At 70.7% G+C, this 20,057-nt stretch carries 22 protein-coding genes and 2 riboswitches; of the genes, 9 read left to right on the top strand and 13 right to left on the bottom strand.

What is annotated here, in order from left to right; all coding sequences use genetic code 11:
• The first annotated feature begins 30 nt into the window (after window positions 1-30).
• From ACTIMO_RS00695 to ACTIMO_RS00715, 5 genes are all read left to right on the top strand, one after another.
• Window positions 31-636 carry a GNAT family N-acetyltransferase gene (locus tag ACTIMO_RS00695; protein ID WP_055767204.1) on the top strand — a complete coding sequence of 202 codons (606 nt, stop codon included), beginning with the start codon at window positions 31-33 and terminating at the stop codon, window positions 634-636.
• Between the two features lie 38 nt (window positions 637-674).
• Entirely contained in the window at window positions 675-1,553 is an 879-nt protein-coding gene (locus tag ACTIMO_RS00700; protein ID WP_448181150.1) for an aminodeoxychorismate lyase, read from the top strand.
• Between the two features lie 106 nt (window positions 1,554-1,659).
• A riboswitch (SAM riboswitch) is annotated at window positions 1,660-1,777 on the top strand.
• 175 nt (window positions 1,778-1,952) lie between these two features.
• Window positions 1,953-2,867 (top strand): ABC transporter substrate-binding protein, encoded by a 915-nt coding sequence (locus tag ACTIMO_RS00705; RefSeq protein ID WP_055767198.1) that lies wholly within the window; start codon window positions 1,953-1,955, stop codon window positions 2,865-2,867.
• A gap of 10 nt (window positions 2,868-2,877) precedes the next feature.
• Window positions 2,878-3,639, top strand: a complete 762-nt coding sequence (locus ACTIMO_RS00710) for an amino acid ABC transporter permease (RefSeq protein ID WP_448181151.1) — start codon at window positions 2,878-2,880, stop codon at window positions 3,637-3,639.
• Entirely contained in the window at window positions 3,636-4,373 is a 738-nt protein-coding gene (locus ACTIMO_RS00715) for an amino acid ABC transporter ATP-binding protein (protein WP_055767191.1), read from the top strand. The genes ACTIMO_RS00710 and ACTIMO_RS00715 overlap by 4 nt, the downstream gene beginning before the upstream one ends.
• 104 nt (window positions 4,374-4,477) lie before the next feature.
• Here ACTIMO_RS00715 and ACTIMO_RS00720 read toward each other — a convergent pair whose 3' ends face one another.
• From ACTIMO_RS00720 to ACTIMO_RS00730, 3 genes are read right to left on the bottom strand one after another with little or no spacing between them, the layout of a single operon-like run.
• Window positions 4,478-5,275, bottom strand: coding sequence for an energy-coupling factor transporter transmembrane component T family protein (locus ACTIMO_RS00720; RefSeq protein ID WP_448181152.1), 798 nt, complete (start codon window positions 5,273-5,275; stop codon window positions 4,478-4,480).
• Complete coding sequence (locus tag ACTIMO_RS00725) at window positions 5,272-6,765, bottom strand: ABC transporter ATP-binding protein (protein ID WP_448181153.1); 1,494 nt, start codon at window positions 6,763-6,765, stop codon at window positions 5,272-5,274. Before ACTIMO_RS00725 ends, ACTIMO_RS00720 begins: the two co-directional genes overlap by 4 nt.
• Entirely contained in the window at window positions 6,762-7,370 is a 609-nt protein-coding gene (locus tag ACTIMO_RS00730) for an ECF transporter S component (protein ID WP_055767182.1), read from the bottom strand. Before ACTIMO_RS00730 ends, ACTIMO_RS00725 begins: the two co-directional genes overlap by 4 nt.
• 60 nt (window positions 7,371-7,430) lie before the next feature.
• A riboswitch (TPP riboswitch) is annotated at window positions 7,431-7,555 on the bottom strand.
• Window positions 7,556-7,720: 165 nt separating this feature from the next.
• On the opposite strand from ACTIMO_RS00730, the gene ACTIMO_RS00735 reads away from it, so the two are divergent.
• Window positions 7,721-7,981, top strand: a complete 261-nt coding sequence (locus tag ACTIMO_RS00735; protein WP_055767179.1) for a DUF4235 domain-containing protein — start codon at window positions 7,721-7,723, stop codon at window positions 7,979-7,981.
• A 102-nt stretch (window positions 7,982-8,083) separates the two neighbouring features.
• Here ACTIMO_RS00735 and ACTIMO_RS00740 read toward each other — a convergent pair whose 3' ends face one another.
• Window positions 8,084-9,208 (bottom strand): FUSC family protein, encoded by a 1,125-nt coding sequence (locus ACTIMO_RS00740; RefSeq protein ID WP_448181154.1) that lies wholly within the window; start codon window positions 9,206-9,208, stop codon window positions 8,084-8,086.
• A gap of 115 nt (window positions 9,209-9,323) precedes the next feature.
• Here ACTIMO_RS00740 and ACTIMO_RS00745 point away from each other — a divergent pair, with 115 nt between their 5' ends.
• The 3 genes from ACTIMO_RS00745 to ACTIMO_RS00755 are packed head-to-tail and all read left to right on the top strand — an operon-like array spanning window position 9,324 to window position 11,884.
• Window positions 9,324-9,971 (top strand): 4a-hydroxytetrahydrobiopterin dehydratase, encoded by a 648-nt coding sequence (locus tag ACTIMO_RS00745; protein ID WP_448181155.1) that lies wholly within the window; start codon window positions 9,324-9,326, stop codon window positions 9,969-9,971.
• Window positions 9,972-9,986: 15 nt separating this feature from the next.
• Window positions 9,987-11,549, top strand: coding sequence for an FAD-dependent monooxygenase (locus ACTIMO_RS00750; protein ID WP_448181156.1), 1,563 nt, complete (start codon window positions 9,987-9,989; stop codon window positions 11,547-11,549).
• Window positions 11,546-11,884 carry a UBP-type zinc finger domain-containing protein gene (locus tag ACTIMO_RS00755; RefSeq protein ID WP_448181157.1) on the top strand — a complete coding sequence of 113 codons (339 nt, stop codon included), beginning with the start codon at window positions 11,546-11,548 and terminating at the stop codon, window positions 11,882-11,884. The genes ACTIMO_RS00750 and ACTIMO_RS00755 overlap by 4 nt, the downstream gene beginning before the upstream one ends.
• A 94-nt stretch (window positions 11,885-11,978) precedes the next feature.
• Here the strand turns inward: ACTIMO_RS00755 and ACTIMO_RS00760 are convergent, their stop codons facing one another.
• From ACTIMO_RS00760 to ACTIMO_RS00800, 9 genes are all read right to left on the bottom strand, one after another.
• A complete protein-coding gene (locus ACTIMO_RS00760) occupies window positions 11,979-12,485 on the bottom strand; it encodes a MarR family winged helix-turn-helix transcriptional regulator (RefSeq protein ID WP_055767164.1) in 507 nt (168 codons plus the stop codon).
• On the bottom strand, window positions 12,482-12,862 hold the full coding sequence (locus ACTIMO_RS00765; RefSeq protein WP_448181158.1) for an Hpt domain-containing protein: 381 nt from the start codon (window positions 12,860-12,862) through the stop codon (window positions 12,482-12,484). The genes ACTIMO_RS00760 and ACTIMO_RS00765 overlap by 4 nt, the downstream gene beginning before the upstream one ends.
• Before the next feature lie 185 nt (window positions 12,863-13,047).
• Window positions 13,048-13,428 carry a response regulator transcription factor gene (locus ACTIMO_RS00770; protein ID WP_162237509.1) on the bottom strand — a complete coding sequence of 127 codons (381 nt, stop codon included), beginning with the start codon at window positions 13,426-13,428 and terminating at the stop codon, window positions 13,048-13,050.
• Between the two features lie 128 nt (window positions 13,429-13,556).
• On the bottom strand, window positions 13,557-14,075 hold the full coding sequence (mnhG, locus tag ACTIMO_RS00775; RefSeq protein WP_082471213.1) for a monovalent cation/H(+) antiporter subunit G: 519 nt from the start codon (window positions 14,073-14,075) through the stop codon (window positions 13,557-13,559).
• 3 nt (window positions 14,076-14,078) lie between these two features.
• Entirely contained in the window at window positions 14,079-14,336 is a 258-nt protein-coding gene (locus ACTIMO_RS00780) for a monovalent cation/H+ antiporter complex subunit F (RefSeq protein WP_448181159.1), read from the bottom strand.
• Window positions 14,333-14,878 (bottom strand): Na+/H+ antiporter subunit E, encoded by a 546-nt coding sequence (locus tag ACTIMO_RS00785; RefSeq protein WP_055767151.1) that lies wholly within the window; start codon window positions 14,876-14,878, stop codon window positions 14,333-14,335. Before ACTIMO_RS00785 ends, ACTIMO_RS00780 begins: the two co-directional genes overlap by 4 nt.
• The gene (locus ACTIMO_RS00790) at window positions 14,875-16,485 is read right to left on the bottom strand and encodes a Na+/H+ antiporter subunit D (protein WP_448181160.1); all 1,611 of its coding nucleotides are present in this window, start codon (window positions 16,483-16,485) and stop codon (window positions 14,875-14,877) included. Before ACTIMO_RS00790 ends, ACTIMO_RS00785 begins: the two co-directional genes overlap by 4 nt.
• The gene (locus ACTIMO_RS00795; protein WP_448181161.1) at window positions 16,482-16,958 is read right to left on the bottom strand and encodes a Na(+)/H(+) antiporter subunit C; all 477 of its coding nucleotides are present in this window, start codon (window positions 16,956-16,958) and stop codon (window positions 16,482-16,484) included. Before ACTIMO_RS00795 ends, ACTIMO_RS00790 begins: the two co-directional genes overlap by 4 nt.
• A complete protein-coding gene (locus ACTIMO_RS00800) occupies window positions 16,955-19,957 on the bottom strand; it encodes a Na+/H+ antiporter subunit A (protein WP_448181162.1) in 3,003 nt (1,000 codons plus the stop codon). The genes ACTIMO_RS00795 and ACTIMO_RS00800 overlap by 4 nt, the downstream gene beginning before the upstream one ends.
• Between the last annotated feature and the right edge of the window lie 100 nt (window positions 19,958-20,057).

Raw genomic sequence — 20,057 nt, forward strand, 5'->3', positions numbered from 1 at the left:
GTGCCGCCGGCCAGGGACTAGGGTCGATGCATGAACGCCCTCCAGCCGACCGTCCTCCGCGGCAACGGGGTCATCCTCGAACCCCTCGCTCCGGACCACCATGACGGACTGGTCGACGCCGCCCGGGACGGACGCCTCTGGGAGCTGTGGTACACCTCGGTCCCCGAACCCGAGGACATGAGGCAGGAGATCGAGCGACGCCTCACCCTGCAGGACTCCGGATCCATGATCCCGTTCACCGCGCGGACCGTCGAAACGGACGGGCCGGGCCGGATCATCGGGATGACCACCTACATGAACATCGATCGGGACACGCCCCGCGTCGAGATCGGCTCCACCTGGAACGCCGCCTCGGCGCACCGCACGGGCACCAACACCGAGTCCAAGTACCTCCTGCTGCGCCACGCCTTCGAGGTGTTCGGGTGTCCCGCCGTCGAGTTCCGCACCCACTGGCTGAACCGCCAGTCCCGTGAGGCCATCACCCGCCTCGGCGCGAAGCAGGACGGCGTCCTCAGGAGCCACACCCGTGCGCGGAACGGCGAGCTGCGCGACACCGTCGTCTACTCGATCCTCGCCCACGAGTGGCCGATGGTGCGGGACGGCCTCCTGTTCAGGATGGGTCGGCGCTCGTCCTGACGGCCGGCCGGACGCCCTCGTCGCCTACGCTGTCAGGCATGACTGTTCTGGTGTTCCTCGACCCGGCCCACGACGACGGCACCGTGGCCGACGCCTCCCGTCCCCAGCTCATGGCCACCGATCTCGGCGCCACCCGGGGGGACGGCATCTTCGAGTCGATGCTGGCCGTCGGCGGGACACCGCGCAAGGAACAGGCCCATCTCGATCGGTTGGCGGCGTCGGCCGCCGCACTGGACCTGACCGTGCCCGGGGCCGGCGCCTGGAGCCGCGCGATCCGCACGGGTCTCCGCGAGTTCGCGGCGGCCGAGCCCGACCGCACGCACGCCGTCGTGAAGCTGATCGCGACGCGCGGCGTCGAGGGTGCGGGCAGCGCGACCGCCTGGGTACAGGTGTCCCCCGTCCCGGCGTCGACACTGGAGCAGCGGGCGACAGGGCTCCGGGTGCTGTTCCTCGAGCGCGGGTACGACAGCACCGTCGCCCAGCGCGCGCCCTGGCTGCTCATGGGGGCCAAGACGCTCTCCTATGCCGTCAACATGGCGGCCGTGCGCTATGCCAGGGCGCACGGTGCCGACGACGTCATCTTCACGTCCTCCGACGGCAAGGTCCTCGAGGGCCCCACGTCCACGGTGCTGCTCGCCTACGACCGCGACGGGCGGAAGACCCTGCTCACCCCGCAGCTCGAGAGCGGCATCCTGGCCGGCACGTCACAGAGCGCGCTCTTCGCCGCGGCGAAGGAGCAGGGCTGGGAGCTGGGCTACGGACCGCTCGAGCCGCACCACCTGCTCGAGGCCGACGCCGTGTGGCTCATCTCGAGCATCCGGCTCCTCGCGCCCGTCCTCTCCCTCGACGGCCAGGACCTCCGGACGTCGACGGCCCTGACGGCCGAATTGACCGAGCTCGTCGACCGATTCGTGTAATCCTCGCCACAATCGGGCCCGAAAGGGCCGAATGCGACGTCGATCGTGGCTTTTCACCGGCCGGCGTTTTGACCCGGCCCTCCCTGCTGGCCTAGCGTTTTCCTGAAATCAAGAGTTCCAGCCCACGGCCCTGGCCGGCTGGACAGCAACCCTCTCCCGTAGTGGGGTGCTCCAGGTGAAGATTCGGCCGCCGGGACAAGTCCCCCGGATGGCAAGTACGGCGTCGTGCGGTCCAGCACCGGAAAATCCCGGGTCCCCCGTTCCGCATCTGCGCGCACAGCCCAGAACAGCGAGCGTGTCACCCAGCAGCAAGCAGCCCTTCCTCCTGCCGCCCCGCGGCGTCCCCGACACTCCATCCTCCGCGCCCGCCAGCGGGCGCAGCTTCGACGAAGGACCCCCATGACCATCTCCCGCAAGCTCCTCGCGGCCCTCACCGTCCCCCTGCTCGCTCTCACCGTCTCCTGCGGCAGCTCCTCGAGCGAGCCCACCGAGAGCACCGACGCGCTGGCCGGCAGCGACCAGCAGTCGCTCGACCAGTACACCACCGAGGACACCACGCCGATCGACGAGATCGACACGTCCGGGCTCGGCCTCATCACCGACGGCACCCTGCGCGTCGGTACGCTCTCGGACGCACCGCCGAACATCTTCCTCGAGGACGGTGTGTTCACCGGCTACGACAACGAACTGCTGCGTGCCATCGGCGAGAAGCTCGACCTCGAGGTCGAATTCGCGTCCACCGACTTCTCCGCCCTCCTCGCGCAGGTCCAGAACAAGCAGTTCGACGTCGGATCCTCCTCGATCTCGACGACGGCGGCCCGCCGCGAGAACGTCGGCTTCACCAACGGCTACGACTTCGGCTACATGGCCGTCGTCACGAAGGACGGCTCCTCCGTCACGGGCTTCGACTCCCTCTCGGAGAGCACCCGCATCGGCGTGGTCCAGGGCACGGTGCAGGACGACTACGTCTCCAACACCCTGGGTCTCGAGCCGGTCCGCTTCCCTGACTACAACACCGTCTACGCGAACGTGAAGAACGGTCAGGTCGACGCCTGGGTCGCCCCCTCCCAGCAGGCCACCGGCCAGGTGAAGGAGGGTGACGGCACGACGATCGCCGAGACCATCATCAACACGGAGAACTTCACCGCGTACGCCGTCAACAGCGACAACAAGGCGCTGATCGACGCGCTCAACGCGGGCCTCGACGCCGTGATCGCCGACGGCACGTGGACCGAGCTCACCCAGGAGTGGTACCCGGACCGCGAGCTCCCCTCCGACTGGAAGCCCGGCAGCAAAGCCGCGGTCGTGAAGTAGCCGGTCCTGCATGGATGCCTTCGAACAACTCGGTAAGACGTTCTTCGACTGGGAGGCGATGGCCGCCGTCCTGCCGGACCTCCTGACCGTCGGACTGCCCAACACCCTCCTGCTCGCGCTGGCCTCGGGCGTCATCGGCACGATCGTCGGCATGATCCTCGCCATCATGGGGATCTCCCGCAACCGCGTGCTCCGGTGGATCGCCCGCATCTACACGGACATCTTCCGCGGCCTCCCCGCCGTCGTGATCATCCTGCTCATCGGCCTGGGACTCGGTCCGATCCTCCGGCAGCTCACGGGCAGCACGAGCCCCTATCCGCTGGGCATCCTCGCGCTCTCGCTGATCGCGTCGGCGTACATCGGCGAGATCTTCCGCTCGGGCATCCAGAGCGTGGAGAAGGGCCAGCTCGAGGCCACCCGGGCGCTGGGCTTCAGCTACGGCTCGTCCATGCGGCTCGTGGTCATCCCCCAGGGCGTCAGACGCGTGCTGCCGGCCCTGGTGAACCAGTTCATCGCGCTCATCAAGGAGTCCTCGCTCATCTACTTCATCGGCCTCGTCGCCAGTGAACGGGAGCTCTTCCGGGTGGGCAACGATGCCGCGAGCAACACGGGCAACCTGTCGCCGCTCATCGCGGCCGGAGTCCTGTACCTGTGCCTGACCATCCCGCTCACGCACCTGGTGAACTTCATCGACCACCGGCTGCGCGTCGGGCGGAAGCAGAAGCCCGAGCTGGAGGACCTCACCACCATGAGCGAAGGAGCACGGGCATGAAGGCCATCGAGTCGGGCACGCTGACCGGACGGGGCCTGCACCTCTCCTTCGGCTCGAACCACGTGCTGCGCGGTATCGACCTGCACGTGGAGCGGGGCACCACGGCGTCCGTGATCGGCCCGTCGGGGTCCGGCAAGTCCACGCTGCTGCGCGTCCTGAACCGCCTCATCGAGCCGGACCAGGGGGACATCCTCCTGGACGGGCGCTCCGTCCTGAAGGACAACCCGGACGAGCTGCGCCGCCGCATCGGGATGGTGTTCCAGCAGTTCAACCTGTTCCCGCACAAGACGGTGCTGGAGAACGTCACGCTGGCCCTGCGCAAGCTGCGCGGGATGTCGGCGGACGAGGCGCGCCGGAAGGGCCTCGCCCAACTGGACCTCGTGGGCCTGAAGCACAAGGCCGATGCCCGGCCGGGCAACCTGTCCGGCGGGCAGCAGCAGCGCGTGGCGATCGCCCGTGCCCTGGCGATGGATCCCGAGGTGATGTTCTTCGACGAGGCGACCTCGGCCCTCGACCCCGAGCTGGTCAAGGGGGTGCTGGCCCTCATGGCGGATCTCGCGTCGGCGGGCATGACCATGGTCGTGGTCACGCACGAGATGGGGTTCTCCCGGAACGTCTCCGACACGGTGACGTTCATGGACGCCGGCGTCGTCGTCGAGTCCGGTCCGCCGGCGGCGATCTTCGACGATCCGCGGACGGCCCGCCTGCGATCGTTCCTCTCGGACGTCCTCTAGCCGGACCGCCGGCACGGACGATGCGCCCACAGGGGGCCCGCCACGGCGGGCCCCCTGTGGGCGTCTGCCCCGGCCGTCATCCCGGCGCGTTCCTCCCGACGGCGTCAGGACAGGATGAAGTTCCAGGTCCCCGCGAGGACGGCCGCGGTGACCGCACCGGCCGCGATGAGGAGCCCGACGGCCGCGACGACGGCGTCGAGCGCCGAGAACGAGCTCTCCCGGGCCCAGGTGCGTGTCCCGCCACCGAAGCCGCGGGCCTCCATGGCCGTCGCGAGGCGGGTGGCGCGCCGGATCGCCTGCACGATCAGCCCGAAGGACTGCCCGAGGAGGTTGCGGGTGCGCGCGCCGACGGACCCGCCCGATCCCACACCGCGCGCGTGGCGGGCCAGCCCGAGCGCCTCCCACTGCTCCACCAACAGACCCGCGAGCCTCAGCGACGCGAGCCCGCCGAGCACGAAGCGGTGCGGCAGGTGCAGCTTCTGCGCGAGGGCGTCGGCGAGGTCGGTGGGGTCGGTGGTGAGCAGGACGAAGATCCCCGGCAGCGCGAGCGCGAGCCCGCGGAGTCCGACGGCGATCCCCGACGCGACGGAGTCCTCGGTGAACAGGAACGGCCCCACGTCGAGCACCACCCCACCGGTCTTGTCGGCCAGCAGTGCCGTGCCGTAGGCGCCGATCAGGGCGGCGACCAGCAGCGGCCAGATCCGGCGTGCCAGTGCCAGGACGCTGATGCCGAGCAGGGGCATGAGCACCAGTTCGCAGGTGAGGACCACAGCCGCGCTGACCCAGTCGATGCTCGCCATCAGGGCGAGCGTGATGACGGTGGCAGCGAACAGCTTGGACACCGGGTTGGCCCGCAGGAGCGTCGTCCCGGTCAGGACCGGTGTCAGGTAGTCGGTGCTCATCGGTGCACCAGGGTCCCCGCACCGCCGGAGACGTGCAGGGTCGCTCCGCCCAGTGCGTCGATGAACTCGGCGTCGTGGGTGACGGAGAGCACGGCCACACCGTCGTCGACCAGTTCGCGGAGCAGGGTGACGAGCTCGGCCCAGGTCAGGGCGTCCTGTCCGAAGGTCGGCTCGTCGAGGATCAGGATCCGCGGCGCGGTGGCGAGCATCGTCGCCACGGACAGGCGGCGCTTCTCGCCACCGGAGAGCGTGAAGGGGTTGGCCTGCAGGAGGTGCGTGAGGCGGAGGCGCTCGGCGAGTTCCGCGATGCGTCCAGGAGCCTGCGCGCCGCCCACCCTGGCCGGGCCGACGGCGAGCTCCTCCCCCACGCTCGCGGTGAGGAACTGGTGCTCGGGTTCCTGGAACACCGTCCCGATGCGCTGGACGAGCTCGGTGGACCGCCACCGGAAGGGGTCGTCACCGGCCGTGCCCGCGAGGGCCGGGACGGCCCGGACCGAGCCGGCCCGGGGGCGCAGCAGACCGCCGAGGGTCAGGGCCGCCGTCGACTTCCCGGCACCGTTGGGGCCCGTGATGCCGAGGGCCTGGCCGGCACGGACGGTGAGGTCGAGCCCGGCGACGGCGACCGGACCGCGCTTCGTGCGCGCGACGTCGAGCCCGGTGGCTGCGAGGAGCACCTCCCCTCCGGCGGACGTCGGCACGGCGCCGCCGACGGCGGGCCGTCGACCGGGCACCCACACACCCGCCTGTTCGAGACGGCTGCGGGTCGCCTCCTGCACGAGGACCTCGCCGGGTGCGCCGTCGGCGAGGACACCGCCGTCGGCATCCAGCACGATCACGCGGTCGACGACATCGGCCCACACCGCGACCCTGTGCTCGACGACGACGAGCGTGGCCCGGGTGCGGTCGAGGACCCGGATCACGGCGTCCCGGACCTCGAGGACGCCGTCCGGGTCGAGGTTGGCCGTGGGTTCGTCGAGCAGCAGCAGTCCGGGCTCCATCGCGAGGACGGAGGCGAGTGCGAGGCGCTGCTTCTGCCCGCCGGACAGGGCGGTGGTGGGGTGGTCGAGCGGCAGGTCGAGGCCGACGTCGTCGAGCGCCCGGTGCACGCGTCGCCAGATCTCGTCCCGCGGCACGGCGAGATTCTCCGCCGCGAAGGCCACCTCGTCGCCGACGCGGGCGAGGACCACCTGGGACTCCGGGTCCTGCAGTACCAGACCCGCGCGTCCCCGCGCCGCGGCGGGCGGGACGCCGTCGAGCAGGAGGTCCCCCTCCTGCTCACCCTCGTCATTGCTGCCGAGCACGCCGGCCAGCGCGTGGAGCACCGTGGACTTCCCCGCGCCGGAGGCACCGAGCAGCAGCACCCGCTCTCCGGGCGTCAGCTCGAGGTCGAGGTGCCGGGCGGCGAACGCCCTGCGCCCGGCATGACGCCAGCCCCACCCCCGCGCGCTGACCTGCACGGCGCGCGGGAGGGGCCCGCCGAGTGGTGTCACACGTCCGCCGTGCGGCCGGCGGCGAACGAGGACAGCACGCCCGTCCGCGCCAGGCCCCGGGTGGCGAGCCAGGACAGCAGCCCGGCGATGACGACGCCGGAGATGGCCGCGAACAGCACGTAGAGGAGCTTGAACTCGATGGTCCACAGCGCGTTGTACAGGATGTTCTCGCTGATCCCGAGCGCCAGTCCGGCACCGAGTCCGGCCAGCAGTGCCACGGGGAGGTTCCATCTCCGGTAGAGGAACAGCAGGAACACGAGTTCCGCGCCGAGACCCTGGATGGCGCCGGAGACCAGAACGGCCATCCCGAACTGCGTGCCGATGAGGGCGGACACGGCGGCTGCGAGGACCTCGCAGTAGATCGCCGCCCCGGGTTTGCGGATGATCAGGCCGCCGAGGACGCCGGCGATCAGCCAGCCCCCGGAGTACAGCCCGCCGAGCGGCGGGAAACCGGCGGTGAGCAGACTGATGCCCGAATAGCCGGCGGACCACGCGAAGAACAGGACGCCGACGGCGACCGCGATGACCGAGGCCACGACGATGTCGACGACGCGCCACTGGTTGGTGTGCCGGGAGACGCCCCTGAGGGCGGTGGGTGATGCCATGGTGGATCCTCCTGAGGTACAGGAGGGGGGAGTGCCGGTACCGCCGGGGCGGTGTCCGTGCACTCCGAGAACTCGACTCCCTTCGCCGGTACTAGCCGGATCAGGTTCGAGGGTCTGCGGCGGTCCGCACTCTCAGCGCCCGACCCGGCAGCGTGCTGCGGGTCTGCGCTCCCCTGTCGTGTGATGGTTGAGCGTTCCGATCCTACACCGCAGGGGCGTGCACCCGGGCAGGTCGACCGGCCTGGACGAACCACGGCGGCCGTCCCGCGGCCAGGGCGGACCCGTCCCTGCCGAGCGCCTCGTCGCGCGGCTAGGGTAGGTACAGGACCACCGGACGAGAAGGAGAAACCATGAACGTCGTGTTCAAGCTGCTCGGAGTGGGAATGAGTGTGGGTGCGGGCTTCGTCGGCACCAAGCTCGTCGACTTCCTGTGGGAGAAGATCACGGGCGAGGCGCCCCCGAAGAGCAAGGACGGACTGGAGAACACGCTGCGCTCGGCCCTGGTCTTCGCAATCGTCTCCGGAGCGGTCAGCACCACCATCCAGGTGCTCACCAACCGTTCCACGCAGCAGGCGATCGAGAGGTTCGCGAAGACCCGCGACCTGACCTGAGCCACGGGCGCTCCGGGTACCACCGCGGAGCAGGAGGACAGGACGGGCTCCCCAGGGGCCCGTCCTGTTCTCTCGCAGGGCGGTGTCCGGGCGCCTCTCCCGCTACACGCCGTCCGCCTGTCGCAGGTCGGGCCTGACGGCCTGGAGGATGCGGTGGAGGCTCATGCCGATCGCCGCGGCTGCGCCGAACGGCACCTCCCTCGAGGACGTCCCGTACGCCGCCGCTTCCAGGTCGCGGAGCGCGCGTTCCGCCGCGGCGAGCATCGCGGCATCGTCCTCCTCCACCGTCCAGAGGTCCAGCACGTCCCCGACGGCCGTGAAGGCGGACTGCAGGGCCGGCCGGACCGCCACCGGCAGGGGCCGTTCGCGGGATGTCCCGTGCAGGGCGTCCTGCAGGAGGTTGGTGATGTTCAGGGTGTGCGAGGCGACCACTTCGAGGACCTCGACGTGCCGGTAGTCCTCCCGGACGTCACGGGGGTGGAAGCGTCGGCGCACGTTGCCCTTGCGACTCTCGTCCGCGTACTGGAGTGCGCTGCGGGCGTTGCGGGCCGAGGCCGAGAGGCCGTCCCGCACCTCCGCCCACCGTGCGTCGTCCTCCGCCCAGTCCTCCTCCAGCGCCTGGCCCATCTGCTGCAGGTCCCGGGCCGCGGTCCGTCGGAGCAGACTCATCTGGCCGACGGCGTCATTGAGGTGGAGCGGCGGGAAGATCAAGGCGCTGACGGCCAGCCCCACCCCCACGCCGACCACGGTCTGCACGAGGTAGCCCAGGGAGTACCCGAGGTCCTCGTTCCCGATCACGAGGACGAAGAGCCCGGCCGAGGCGATTCCCGAACCGCCGCCGGCCGTCCTCCTGAGGAATCCGCTCAGCAGCACCCCGGCCCCGACCACGAACCCGATGGTGATCCAGTTCGGGTCCCCCGCCCAGACCGCGACGTAGGCGAGGACGATCCCGAGGGTCAGGCCCACCACGGTCTGCAGGCCGAGCTTGAGGGTACCCGAGACCGTGGGGTACATGGCCAGGAGGGCGCCGAGCGGCGCGTAGTAGGGGTACTCCGACGGCGTCCCGGGGATGGCCAGGGCCAGGGTCCACGCGAGGGCGGCGGCGAGCGCCGCTTTCGCCGCGAGGAGGAGTTGCGGGTTGACGGCCGCCGCTCGCATGCGGCTTTTCAGCGCGGGGTCGAGGCGCGGGACGCGGAGGCGGCGACCGGGGATCCGGTTCTGGGACATCCCCGCAGTATGGCACCAGAGCGGTAGGTCCCGCCCGGGCCGGGGCGGCAGCATCGTCTCCATGGACAGGGAGCCCGCCCTTTCCCCAGGGGCCGTGCCGGACGATACTGGCGGCATGAGCATCCTCAGCACGCAACAGATCCTCGATGCCGGGCTGGACGACTGGCGGAAACTCGCCCAGGCCCTGCACGCCCGCTTCCTGACGCACGACTTCGCCACCGGGGTGGCACTCGTCTCGGCCATCGGCGATCTCGCGGAGGAGGCGGACCACCATCCCGACGTCACGCTGAGCTATCCCCACGTGGACGTGTTGCTCATGAGCCACGACGCCGCGGGCGTGACGGAACGCGACGTCGACCTCGCGCGCCGCATCAGCGACCTCGCCGGCGGTCGCGGTCTCCTGGCCGATCCCGCTGCTCCCGCCGTCGTCGAGCTCGCCCTCGACACGGCGGACGTCGCGGGGATCGGCCCGTTCTGGGCCGCTCTGCTGACGGGTGATGCGGATGCGCTGGACGGCGACGACGTCACCGACCCGACCGGACGCGTCCCGCTCCTGTGGTTCCAGCACACTGATGCCCACGACATCCCGCGCCAGCGCTTCCACCTCGACGTGTGGTTGCCGCACGACGTCGCAGAGGCGCGGATCGCCGGTGCCGTCGCCGCCGGTGGGACGGTCGTCGACGACGGGCGGGCGCCGTCGTTCACGGTCCTGGCGGACACCGACGGCAACCGCGCCTGCGTCTGCACCGTCCTGGGACGCTGAGGCGATCCGGCAGCCATGACCGGGCACGAGGACCGGGGAGAGGACGTCGACGTCCTGGTGGTCGGTGCCGGGCCGACCGGCCTGATGCTTGCCAACTGGCTCGTGAGGCTGGGCGTCCGGGTCGCCGTCATCGACGCGAAGGACGGGCCGACGGAGGAGTCACGGGCGCTCGGGGTGCACTCGCGCTCCATGGAGATCTACGACCAGCTCGGCGTCGTCGAGCGCGTCCTGGACCAGGCCGTGCGCGCAGTATCGATGCGGCAGGGATTCGGCCGGACGGCCTTCGCGCCCATCCCGCTCACCACCCTCGGTCGCGGGATCACCCCCTACCCCGGCATGTATGTGCTCGAGCAGAGCGCCAACGAGCGGATCCTCGCGGAGAACCTCCTGGCGCTCGGCGGGTCCGTCCGCTGGCGGCACCGCCTCGTGGCCCTGGACCTCGCCGACGGCGGTGTCGTCGCGCGCGGGGACGCTCCGGCGGGCCCCTGGACGCTCCGCGCGCGGTACGCGGTGGGGTGCGACGGTGCATCGTCGACGGTGCGGGCACTCCTCGGCATCCCCTTCGAGGGGACCACCAGCCGCCGGACCTTCTACCTCGTGGACGCCGTGGGAGTGGAGGGGCTGGCTCCCGCCTCCGTCAACATCCGGCAGGGCGCCACCGAGTTCCTCCTCGCCTTCCCCATGCGGCCCGACGGCGAGGGCCGGGGCGGGCAGCGCCTCATCGGGATCGCCTCCGACGACGACGCCCCCGCCGTCACGGAGGACGTCGCGCGGAGCCGCCTCGCAGCGTCCTTCGGTGTCACCTACGAGTGGTCCCGCTGGTTCTCCACCTACCGGGTCCACCACCGCATCGCAGCGCGGTTCCGGACGGGGCCCGTGTTCCTCGCCGGAGATGCCGCCCACGTCCACTCGCCCGTCGGCGCACAGGGCATGAACACCGGGCTGCAGGACGCGCACAATCTCGCGTTCACGCTCGCCGACGTGATCCTCCGAGCCGCCCCCGAGCGCATCCTCGACCGCTACGAGGCCGAGCGCCGGCCGGTCGCCCTGCGGCTGCTGCGCACCACGGATGCCGTCTTCCGGGGCATCACCTCACGCTCGCGCCCCGCCCTGCTGGTGCGCCGGTACCTGCCGCGGGTCGTGCTGCCGCCGGCCGTCGCCGTCCTGCCGCACCTGCCCCTCGGGCGGCGGCTCGCGGGCTATCTCGGCCAGGTCCGCATCCGGTACTGCATGCCCGGCGCTCGGGAGGGGCAGCGGGGACGGCACGCCGTCGTCGGCCGCCGCCTGCCGTGGACGGGCGGGAACTTCGACGCGCTGCGGGCTGCGTCCTGGCAGGTGCACGCGTACGGCGCAGGAGCCGATGCTCCCGAGGCCGCCGTCGTCGCGGAGGAGCTCGGTCTGGCGCTCCACGCGTTCACCTCCGGTGGTGCCACCGGGCTGCGTGCCGGCACCCTCTACCTCGTGCGGCCGGACGGCTTCGTCGCCTCGGCCGCTCCGCCCGCGGACGCCGTGCGGGTCTTCCGCGCGGCGCTGCAGGATCTGGCCCCCCATCTGCTCGTGGAAGGACGACGATCATGACGACCATCGACACCGGGGCACGCCCCTCGGGCACCGGGTGCGCGGATTGCGAGGACACCGGCGGGTGGTGGGTGCACCTGAGGAGATGTGCGGGCTGCGGGCACGTCGGCTGCTGCGACAGCTCGCCCGCCCAGCACGCCTCGGCCCACGCCGCCGGGACCGGTCATGCCGTGGCCATGTCCTTCGAGCCGGGCGAGGACTGGTTCTGGGACTACCGTGCGCAGCAGTTCGTCGACGGTCCGGCGCTCGCGGAGCCCACGAGCAGGCCTCTGGATCAGCCCGCGCCGGGGCCCGCCGGTCGTGTCCCCACTTACTGGCGACGACACCTCCACTGAAGGCGCAGACCGGACCGGCCACCCCGGGCCTGCCGGTGGACCTGCTCCGTGACAGCCGTCCGACAGCGAGGTCCTGATGCGTGGCGCCGTCGGTCTACGGGGCCCCGGGAGCGTGCTGCACGCCCAACCCCTCGAGCAGGACCACCAGGCTGGTCCGCAGTCCCGGCTCCGCGCCGAAGGACCGGTGGGCGACCGGTAGCGTCTCGGCGGCCCAGTGCAGCGTCTCCCGCCCCGCATCGGTCAGTCGGACGGTCAGCGCCCTGCCGGCGCGCGCGGACGCCCCACGTGTCAGGAAGCCCCGGCCTTCCAGCGACGCCAGCGTGCGGCGCAGGGTCTGGGGCTGCAGATGCAGGATGCGGGCGAGCGACGCCTGGGTTGCGGGCTCGACGGCCTGGAGGGCCTGCAGCGCCACGAGCCCCGCAGTGGTGAGGCCCGCTCCCTGCAGCCGCTCGTTGACGTCCTGCTCCCACAGGCGCGCCGCCGTCGTGAGGAGGCGGCTGGTCGACCACCCCTCGTCAGCGGACGATCCACCGGCCTCGGCTGAGCCGCGCGACACGGACACTGCCATGGCGCGGGAGATGGCGGCGCGCGGGCGGGTCATGCGGTCCACCCCGCGCGGCCCGTCAGGGCCGGCAGCACCTCGTCGACGGCGGCGCCCAGCTTGTGGTCCACGGCGTCGTCGATCATGGCCCACGGGCGCGGCACGGTGCGCAGTCCACGCAGGAGCACCGACGTGGCCTCGACGAGGCGGTCGGCACCGATCATGGCGGCGCTCGACCGGAGGCTCAGCAGCGCGATGACGGCCTGCTCGGTCTGCCGTGCGGTGCACGCACGCCTGATGCGCCGCAGACGCTCCGGAGCGAGCTCGACGAAGGACGCCACGAAGGACGTGACTGCTTCCGGCGACGTCTCCGCGACGAATCGCTCGAGGACGGCGCTGTCGATGGGATACGACGGGTAGGGACCCTGCACGGTCATGCCGATGACTCCTGGGTAGCGCTGGGCGGACTGAGACCAGCAGGGCTGAGCCAGGCAGGAGAAGGATGGGACGGCGCGGGGACGTTCTTCTTCACCGGCATGCGCCCCCGCAGAACCGTTGTTGACCTGACGGACACGCTACCGTGCGTCGTGCCGGTCCTGGAAGTCGTCGGCCCGGTCCCGGGTCAGGCGGCACCCTCGCGGGGTAGGACCTCGTCGAGATACGCACCGAGGACGCGTGGGCTGAACGGCTTGCCCATGAAGTGGTCGGAGCCGGCGGCGAGGCACTGTTCGGCGGTGAGCTGGGGCGGGCGCGCGGAGATGGTCAGGATGTGCGCGTGGGACAGGGCACGCAGGACGGGACACAGGGTCAGCCCGTCCATGTCGGGCAGATTGAGGTCGAGCGTGATCAGCTGGGGGTCCGTCTCCTCCACGAGGCGCCGGCCCTCTGCCCCGGTGATGGCCTCGTGGACCGAGAACCCGCGGGAGGACAGCACGATCACGAGCAGCTGGCGGATGTCGGCGTCGTCCTCGATCACGACGGCCTCCCGCCGCTGCCCGTTCATGCCCTCGCTCCGTCCCATCGCCACCCCATCGTTCCGATCCCCCCGATCAGCAGTTACCTTACCGTCCCCGGCCGCCATACCCCCCGCTGCCCGGTCACCCGTCGGTGCTCCCTGGCCAGGGCGGCGGATCAGGAGGATCTGCCGGACTCGCCCCGGGTGGTCGCGCCGCCCGGCGCACCGCGTCGGGGAGAACCGGCACCGGGACCGCCCGTCCCGGTGTCCTCCCCCGTGGTCGCAGCGTCGCCCGGTGCGCCGGCCTCGGCATCCCCGGCGGGAGATCCGGGACGCTCCTGCTCGTGGCCGGGCGCCGCCGCGGCCCGCGTGACGACGTCGTCGAGCTCGTCGAGGGTCAGCAGGTCCCGCCGCAGGTGCCGTGTGCGGTATCCGGCCCGTCCCACCATGTGCGCAGAGACGGGGCTGGTGAGGAGCTGGAAGACCCAGCAGAGCACGAGGATCGGCACCAGCAGCCAGCTGCCGTTCTCCACCGCGAGGGCGAGCAGGAAGAGCAGCAGTCCCAGCACCTGCGGCTTCGTGGCAGCGTGCATGCGCGAGAGCAGGTCGGGGAAGCGGACGAGCCCCACGCCGGCCGCGAGCGACATGAGGGCACCGCCGATGAGGAGGACGGAGACGACGACGTCCTGGACCATGGGCTACTTCCTGTCCGTGACGAAACGGGCGACCGTGACCGATCCGATGAAGCCGATCAGAGAGATCGTGACCAGCAGGATCAGGTTGTCGAGGTGCCTGTTCACCACCATGTTCAGCACGAGGGCCGCGCCGATGACGGCGAGGACGACGTCGAGCGCGAGAACGCGGTCCAGGATCGACGGTCCCAGGACCGCACGGTAGAGGGCCAGACCCGCGGCCAGCGCGAGAATTCCCCCTACGACATAGATCACGGCGCTCATGCCCGCTCCTCCGCCAGCAGTGCATCGAGGTCCGTCCGGGTCCCCATGATGCGGATGAGCCACGCCTCGGTCGCGCGGACCTCCTCGCGGATGTCCTGGGCGTCCTCGTCCGTCAGGACGTTGAGGCAGTGCAGGTAGAGCGTCGACGTCGAGCGGTCGACCTCCAGCACGAGCGAGCCCGGGATCAGCGAGAGGGCGTGCCCGGTGGCGGTCACGAGGAAGTCGGAGGAGCTCCGCAGTTCGACCGCCACCACGGCGTTCCGTAGCTCCGGCCCCCGTGTGAGGCCGAGCCAGAACACCTGCACGCTGGCGGTGACGAGCTGGACGAGGAACCTCCCGATGAACGGCACCAGCCAGAACACGTTGAACCGCCCTGTCAGCTCCACCGGAGGAAGATAGAAGAAGTTGACGACGCCATAGGCGATGATCGCCCCGAACACCAGGTTCCCGACGCCGAAGTCCTGCCAGAGTGCACCCCACACCAGGACCAACCAGATGACGAGGGGAAGCTCCGTGATCAGGGGGATCCGCTGCCGGCTCATCGGTCGGCCCCCGCTCCGAGGACGGCCTCGATGTACGGCGTGCGGTCGAGCATCTCCTGCGCGGCGCCGTCGCTCAGGGTGAACAGCGGCCCCGCGAGGACGGTCAGCGCGAGCCCCAGGGCGACGAGGCCGATCGTGGGGCCGGTCATGCTCGCCGGCAGCAGCCGCACGGGGTCCTTGCCGGCGAACCGACCGGTGTCCTCGCCGGTCACGTGGCGGGAGGTCCCGACGCTCGAGCCGTCGGCCTTGCTCGCGAGGAGGATGGGATCAGGGTCCTCGGCATCGGCCGGGCTGCGCCAGAACGCACGGTTCCATACGCGGGCCATCACGAGCAGTGTCAGCAGGCTGGTCGCCACTCCCCCGGCCACCAGCACGTAGGCGAGGGGTGTGCCGAGTTCCACGCCCGCCTGGATCAGGCCGAGCTTGCCGAGGAAACCGGAGAACGGCGGGATCCCGGCGAGGTTCATGGCCGGCAGGAAGAACAGGAGCCCGAGCAGCGGCGACAGCTTCGCGAGCCCGCCGAGCCGGTCCACGTTCGCCGTCCCACCACGGCGCTCGATCAGCCCCGTCACGAGGAAGAGGCTGGTCTGCACGATGATGTGGTGGGCCACGTAGTAGACGGCCGCGCCGAGGCCGATCCGCGTGGAGATCGCGAGCCCGAACACCATGTAGCCGATATGGCTGACGAGGGTGAAGGAGAGCAGCCTCTTGATGTCCGACTGCGCCAGGGCGCCGAGGATGCCCACCACCATGGTCAGCAGGGCGACCACCATGAGGAGGGAGTTGATGCGGTCACCCGGGAAGAGCAGCGTCTCCACGCGCACCATCGCGTACACGCCCACCTTCGTCAGCAGACCCGCGAACACCGCGGTCACGGGAGCCGGTGCGGTGGGGTAGGAGTCGGGGAGCCAGAAGGAGAGCGGGAAGACCGCGGCCTTGATGCCGAAGGCCACGAGCAGCATGAGATGGAGGACCAGTTGTGTCGCCGGGTCCACCGACTCCAGCTTCACGGCGAGATCCGCCATGTTGATGGTCCCCGTGGCTCCGTAGATCATCGCGATCGCGATGAGGAACAGCATGGACGACACCACGCTCACGACGACGTAGGTCACGCCCGCCCGGATGCGCGGGGCGGTCCCGCCGAGCGTCATGAGGACGTAGCTCGCGGTGAGGAGGATCTCGAATCCGACGTACAGGTTGAAGAGGTCCCCGGTCAGGAAAGCGTTGGACACCCCTGCCACCAGGATCAGGTAGGTGGGGTGGAAGATCGAGACCGGCCCGTCCTCGTCGCCGTCCGCCATCCCCTGGCCGGCGGCATAGATCAGCACCGAGAGGCTGACGGCGGAGGACACCACGAGCATCAGCGCCGAGAACTGGTCGACGACGAGCACGATCCCGAAGGGTGGCTCCCAGCCGCCGAGCTTCACGGCGTGCGTGCCGGCGGACGGGGCGGCGATGAGCATCACCACCTCGATCAGGAGCGTCACACTGAGCGTCGAGATGCTCACCGCCCGCTGCGCCCGGGCGTGGCGGATCAGGATGAAGGTCACCGCGGCCCCGAGGAAGGGCAGGACGACGGCGAGCGGGGCGAGGTCCGCGGCGATCATCGGGGTCCTTCCGTTCGGCCCGTGCGATCGGCGGCGGCAGCGGCGGACGGATCCTCCGCCTCACTGAACTCGGTGGTGTCGGCGATGATGTCGGCGTCGTCCTCGTAGTCGTAGCTGTCCTGGTCGGCGACCCTGCGGTCCTCGGGATCGTCCTGCACGTCGTCCACGCGGCCCAGCACCCAGGACCGGTAGATGATGCCGAGCATGAACGCCGTGACGGCGAAGGTGATCACGATCGCCGTCAGGATCAGGGCCTGCGGCAGGCTGTCGGTGTACTCCTCCGCGGGAGTCCCCGCGGTGTACAGCGGGGATCTCCCGCTCGGGCCGCTCGTCGCCAGGATCAGGATGTTCGCGCCGTTGCCGAGCAGGATCAGGCCGAGGAGCACCCGGGTGAGGCTGCGCTCGAGCAGGAGGTAGATGCCCGCGGCGAAGAAGGCCGCCATGAGGACGATCAGCGTGATGTTGACCGTCATGGCCGTACTCCCTCTGCCTCGGTGGCGGGTGGGACGAGGGCGTCGGCCCCGGTGTCCTCGGCGACAGGGTCGTCCGATTCCGCGCGTTCGTCGATCTCCGATCCGAGGCTCCGCAGGACGTCGAGGACCAGGCCGACGACGATGATGTAGACGCCGATGTCGAAGATGGTGGACGTCACGAACTTCACGTCGCCGAAGACGGGCAACCAGAACTCGAGGATGTAGCTCTCCAGGACGGCCCCGCCGAGGAACAGGGGCGCGATCGCCGTCAGGGTCACGATCGCGAGTCCGGCGCCGAGGAGGGTTCCGGCGCTCACCGGGCTGGCCTCCGCCAGTTCGAACCGTCCGCCCGCCAGGTATCGGATGGCCAGGGCGAGGCCCGCGGTGAGGCCTCCGGCGAAACCGCCGCCGGGCAGGTTGTGACCGGCGACCAGCAGGTAGACGGAGAGCACGATGATCGTGTGGAAGAGCAGCCGCGTGATGACCTCGAAGATGATGGAGCGGCGCTCCGGGGCCAGGGTACGACCGGCGACGAGCCACGGATCGCGGCTGACGTCCGCGAACCTCATCGCCAGGGCACGCGCGGCACCGGCCCGCCCACCGGCGTCGAGCGGTTCCTGCCCGCGGTCCACCGAGCCGTCCTCGACGCCGTCGGCCCGGCGCCGCTTGTCCCCCCGCCCGCGGACGAAGATGAGGCTCGCGATACCGGTCGCCGCGATGGCGAGCACGGTGATCTCGCCGAGCGTGTCCCATGCCCGGATGTCGACCAGGAGCACGTTGACGGCATTCGCGCCGCCGCCCTCGTCGTAGGCCATGCCCGGGTAGGCGATCGAGATTGGAGCGGAGTTCCGGGAGGCCATTGCCGACATCGCGATCACCGCCATGATGCCGCCGAAGGCGATCCCGAGGCCCGCCCGCAGGAGGCGGTGCCTGCTCTCCGCGCGGTTCCACAGGCGGGCCGGCAGCGAGCGCAGTGCCAGGACGAAGGCGACCAGCACGATCGTCTCGACGAGCATCTGCGTCAGGGCCAGGTCAGGAGCTCCGTGGAGGGCATAGATGATCGCCATGCCGTAGCCCGTGATGCCCACCATGAGTACCGCCATGAAGCGCTTGGTGGCACGGAGCGCGGCTACGATGCCGACCAGGATCGCGGCCGCCGCCACGACCTGGGCCGGCGAATCCGCGATGCGGAAGTCTGCCGGCATCGGCGCGTCGAAGACGATCAGGGCCGTGAGCGGCGTGACGACGGCCGTGGTGAGGATGACGAAGAGATAGAAGGCGAGGGAGCCTCGCTGCGTCCGCCCGGTCACGCCCACCGCGACGTCGTCGAGCATGCCGATGGTGGAGCGGTACACCACCTCGGCGTCACGGGCGGACGGCAGGCGCCCCTGCAGTCGCTCGAAGGGACCGCGCAGGAGGTACAGGGCGGTACCGGCAGCGATGGTGACCACCGAGAGCAGGAGGGGGAGGTTGAATCCGTGCCACAGCGCCAGGTGCGCCGTGTCACCCTCGACGGGGAAGAGCGAGGCGTAGGGCTGGATCACGGCGTCGAGCGGGAGCGGCCACACACCGAACAGCACGGAGGCCACCGCGAGGACGGCGGGCGCCAGGAGGAAGGAGGTGCGCACGCGCTTGAAGTCGGTCCGCGGTACCCCGTGCTTGAGGGCGAAGGCACCCCAGACGAAGCGGGCGCTGTAGGCGAAGGTGAGGACGGACCCGAGGACGATCCCTCCCAGCAGGAGGGTGCCGACCACGCCGTCCCCGGCCCGGTGCACGAAGGCCTCGAAGACAGATTCCTTGGCGACGAACCCGAGCAGCGGCGGCACGCCGGCCATCGATCCGGCAGCGACCAGCGCGACGGCGAACAGGGCCGGTGAGGTGGCCCCGACGCCGGACAGCACCCGGAGGTCACGCGTCCCGGACTGGTGGTCGATGATGCCGACCACCAGGAACAGGGTCGCCTTGAAGAAGCCGTGGGCGAGGACCAGCCCGAGGCCCGCGAGGGCTCCGTCCTGCCCGCCGAGCCCCACGACCATGACGAGGAAGCCCAGCTGGCTCACCGTGCCGTAGGCCAGCACGAGCTTGAGGTCGTGCTGGCGGAGCGCCCGCCACCCGCCGAGGAGCATGGTGGTCATCCCGAGCACGAGGATGACCGGGTACCAGAAGGCCGTCTCGCCGAAGCCCGGGGCGAAGCGGGCGACGAGGAAGACCCCGGCCTTGACCATCGCGGCCGCGTGCAGGTAGGCGCTGACCGGCGTGGGCGCGGCCATGGCTCCCGGCAGCCAGAAGTGGAACGGGACGAGTGCCGACTTCGTGATGGCCCCGACCAGGACCAGCGCGACGGCGACGTCGATGATGGTCCCGCGCGTCACCAGGTCCGCCGACGAGGCGAGGATCTCCGAGATGCGGTAGGTCCCTGCCGTCTGGCCGATCATGACGAGGCCCACGAGCATCGCCAGTCCGCCGAAGGTGGTGATGATGAGCGCCTGCAGTGCGGACCGGCGCGCTGAGAGCCTGTGCCGGGAGTAGCCGATCAGCAGGTAGGAGAGGATCGTCGTCAGTTCCCAGAAGATGAACATGAGGATCAGGTCGTCGGCCAGGACCAGCCCGAACATCGACGCGGCGAACGCGAGCAGCTGGGCACCGAAGGCCCCGACGTCGGGATCGTCGCTCTTGAAGTAGCGCGCACAGTAGAACAGCACGAGGGCGCCCACGCCGAGAATGAGGATGCAGAGCACGGCCGCCAGCGCGTCCAGCCGGAAGGCCAGCTCGAGCTGGAGGCTGGGGATCCAGGGCACCGTGACCGAGGGCGGCGCGCCGCTCCCGCCGTCGAGGGCCACCTGGTCGGAGCCCAGCACGGCGGGCAGCTGCACGAGGAGCCAGACGAAGCCGCCCGCAGGAGCAGCGGCGAGGACGAAGAACGCGGACCTGCCGAATCGGGCGAAGAGCGCGGGCGCCACGAGCGCACCGGCGAACATCACAATCAGCACGGTGAGCATGGGGTCTCGATCTTCCGGTGGCGGTCGGTCGGGCTCCCCCAGTCTATCGACTGGAATTGGTCAAAGCTTCCACTGTCCCGGAGGCATCCCCTGCTGCGGC

The sequence above is a fragment of the Arthrobacter sp. CP30 genome (assembly GCF_053470025.1).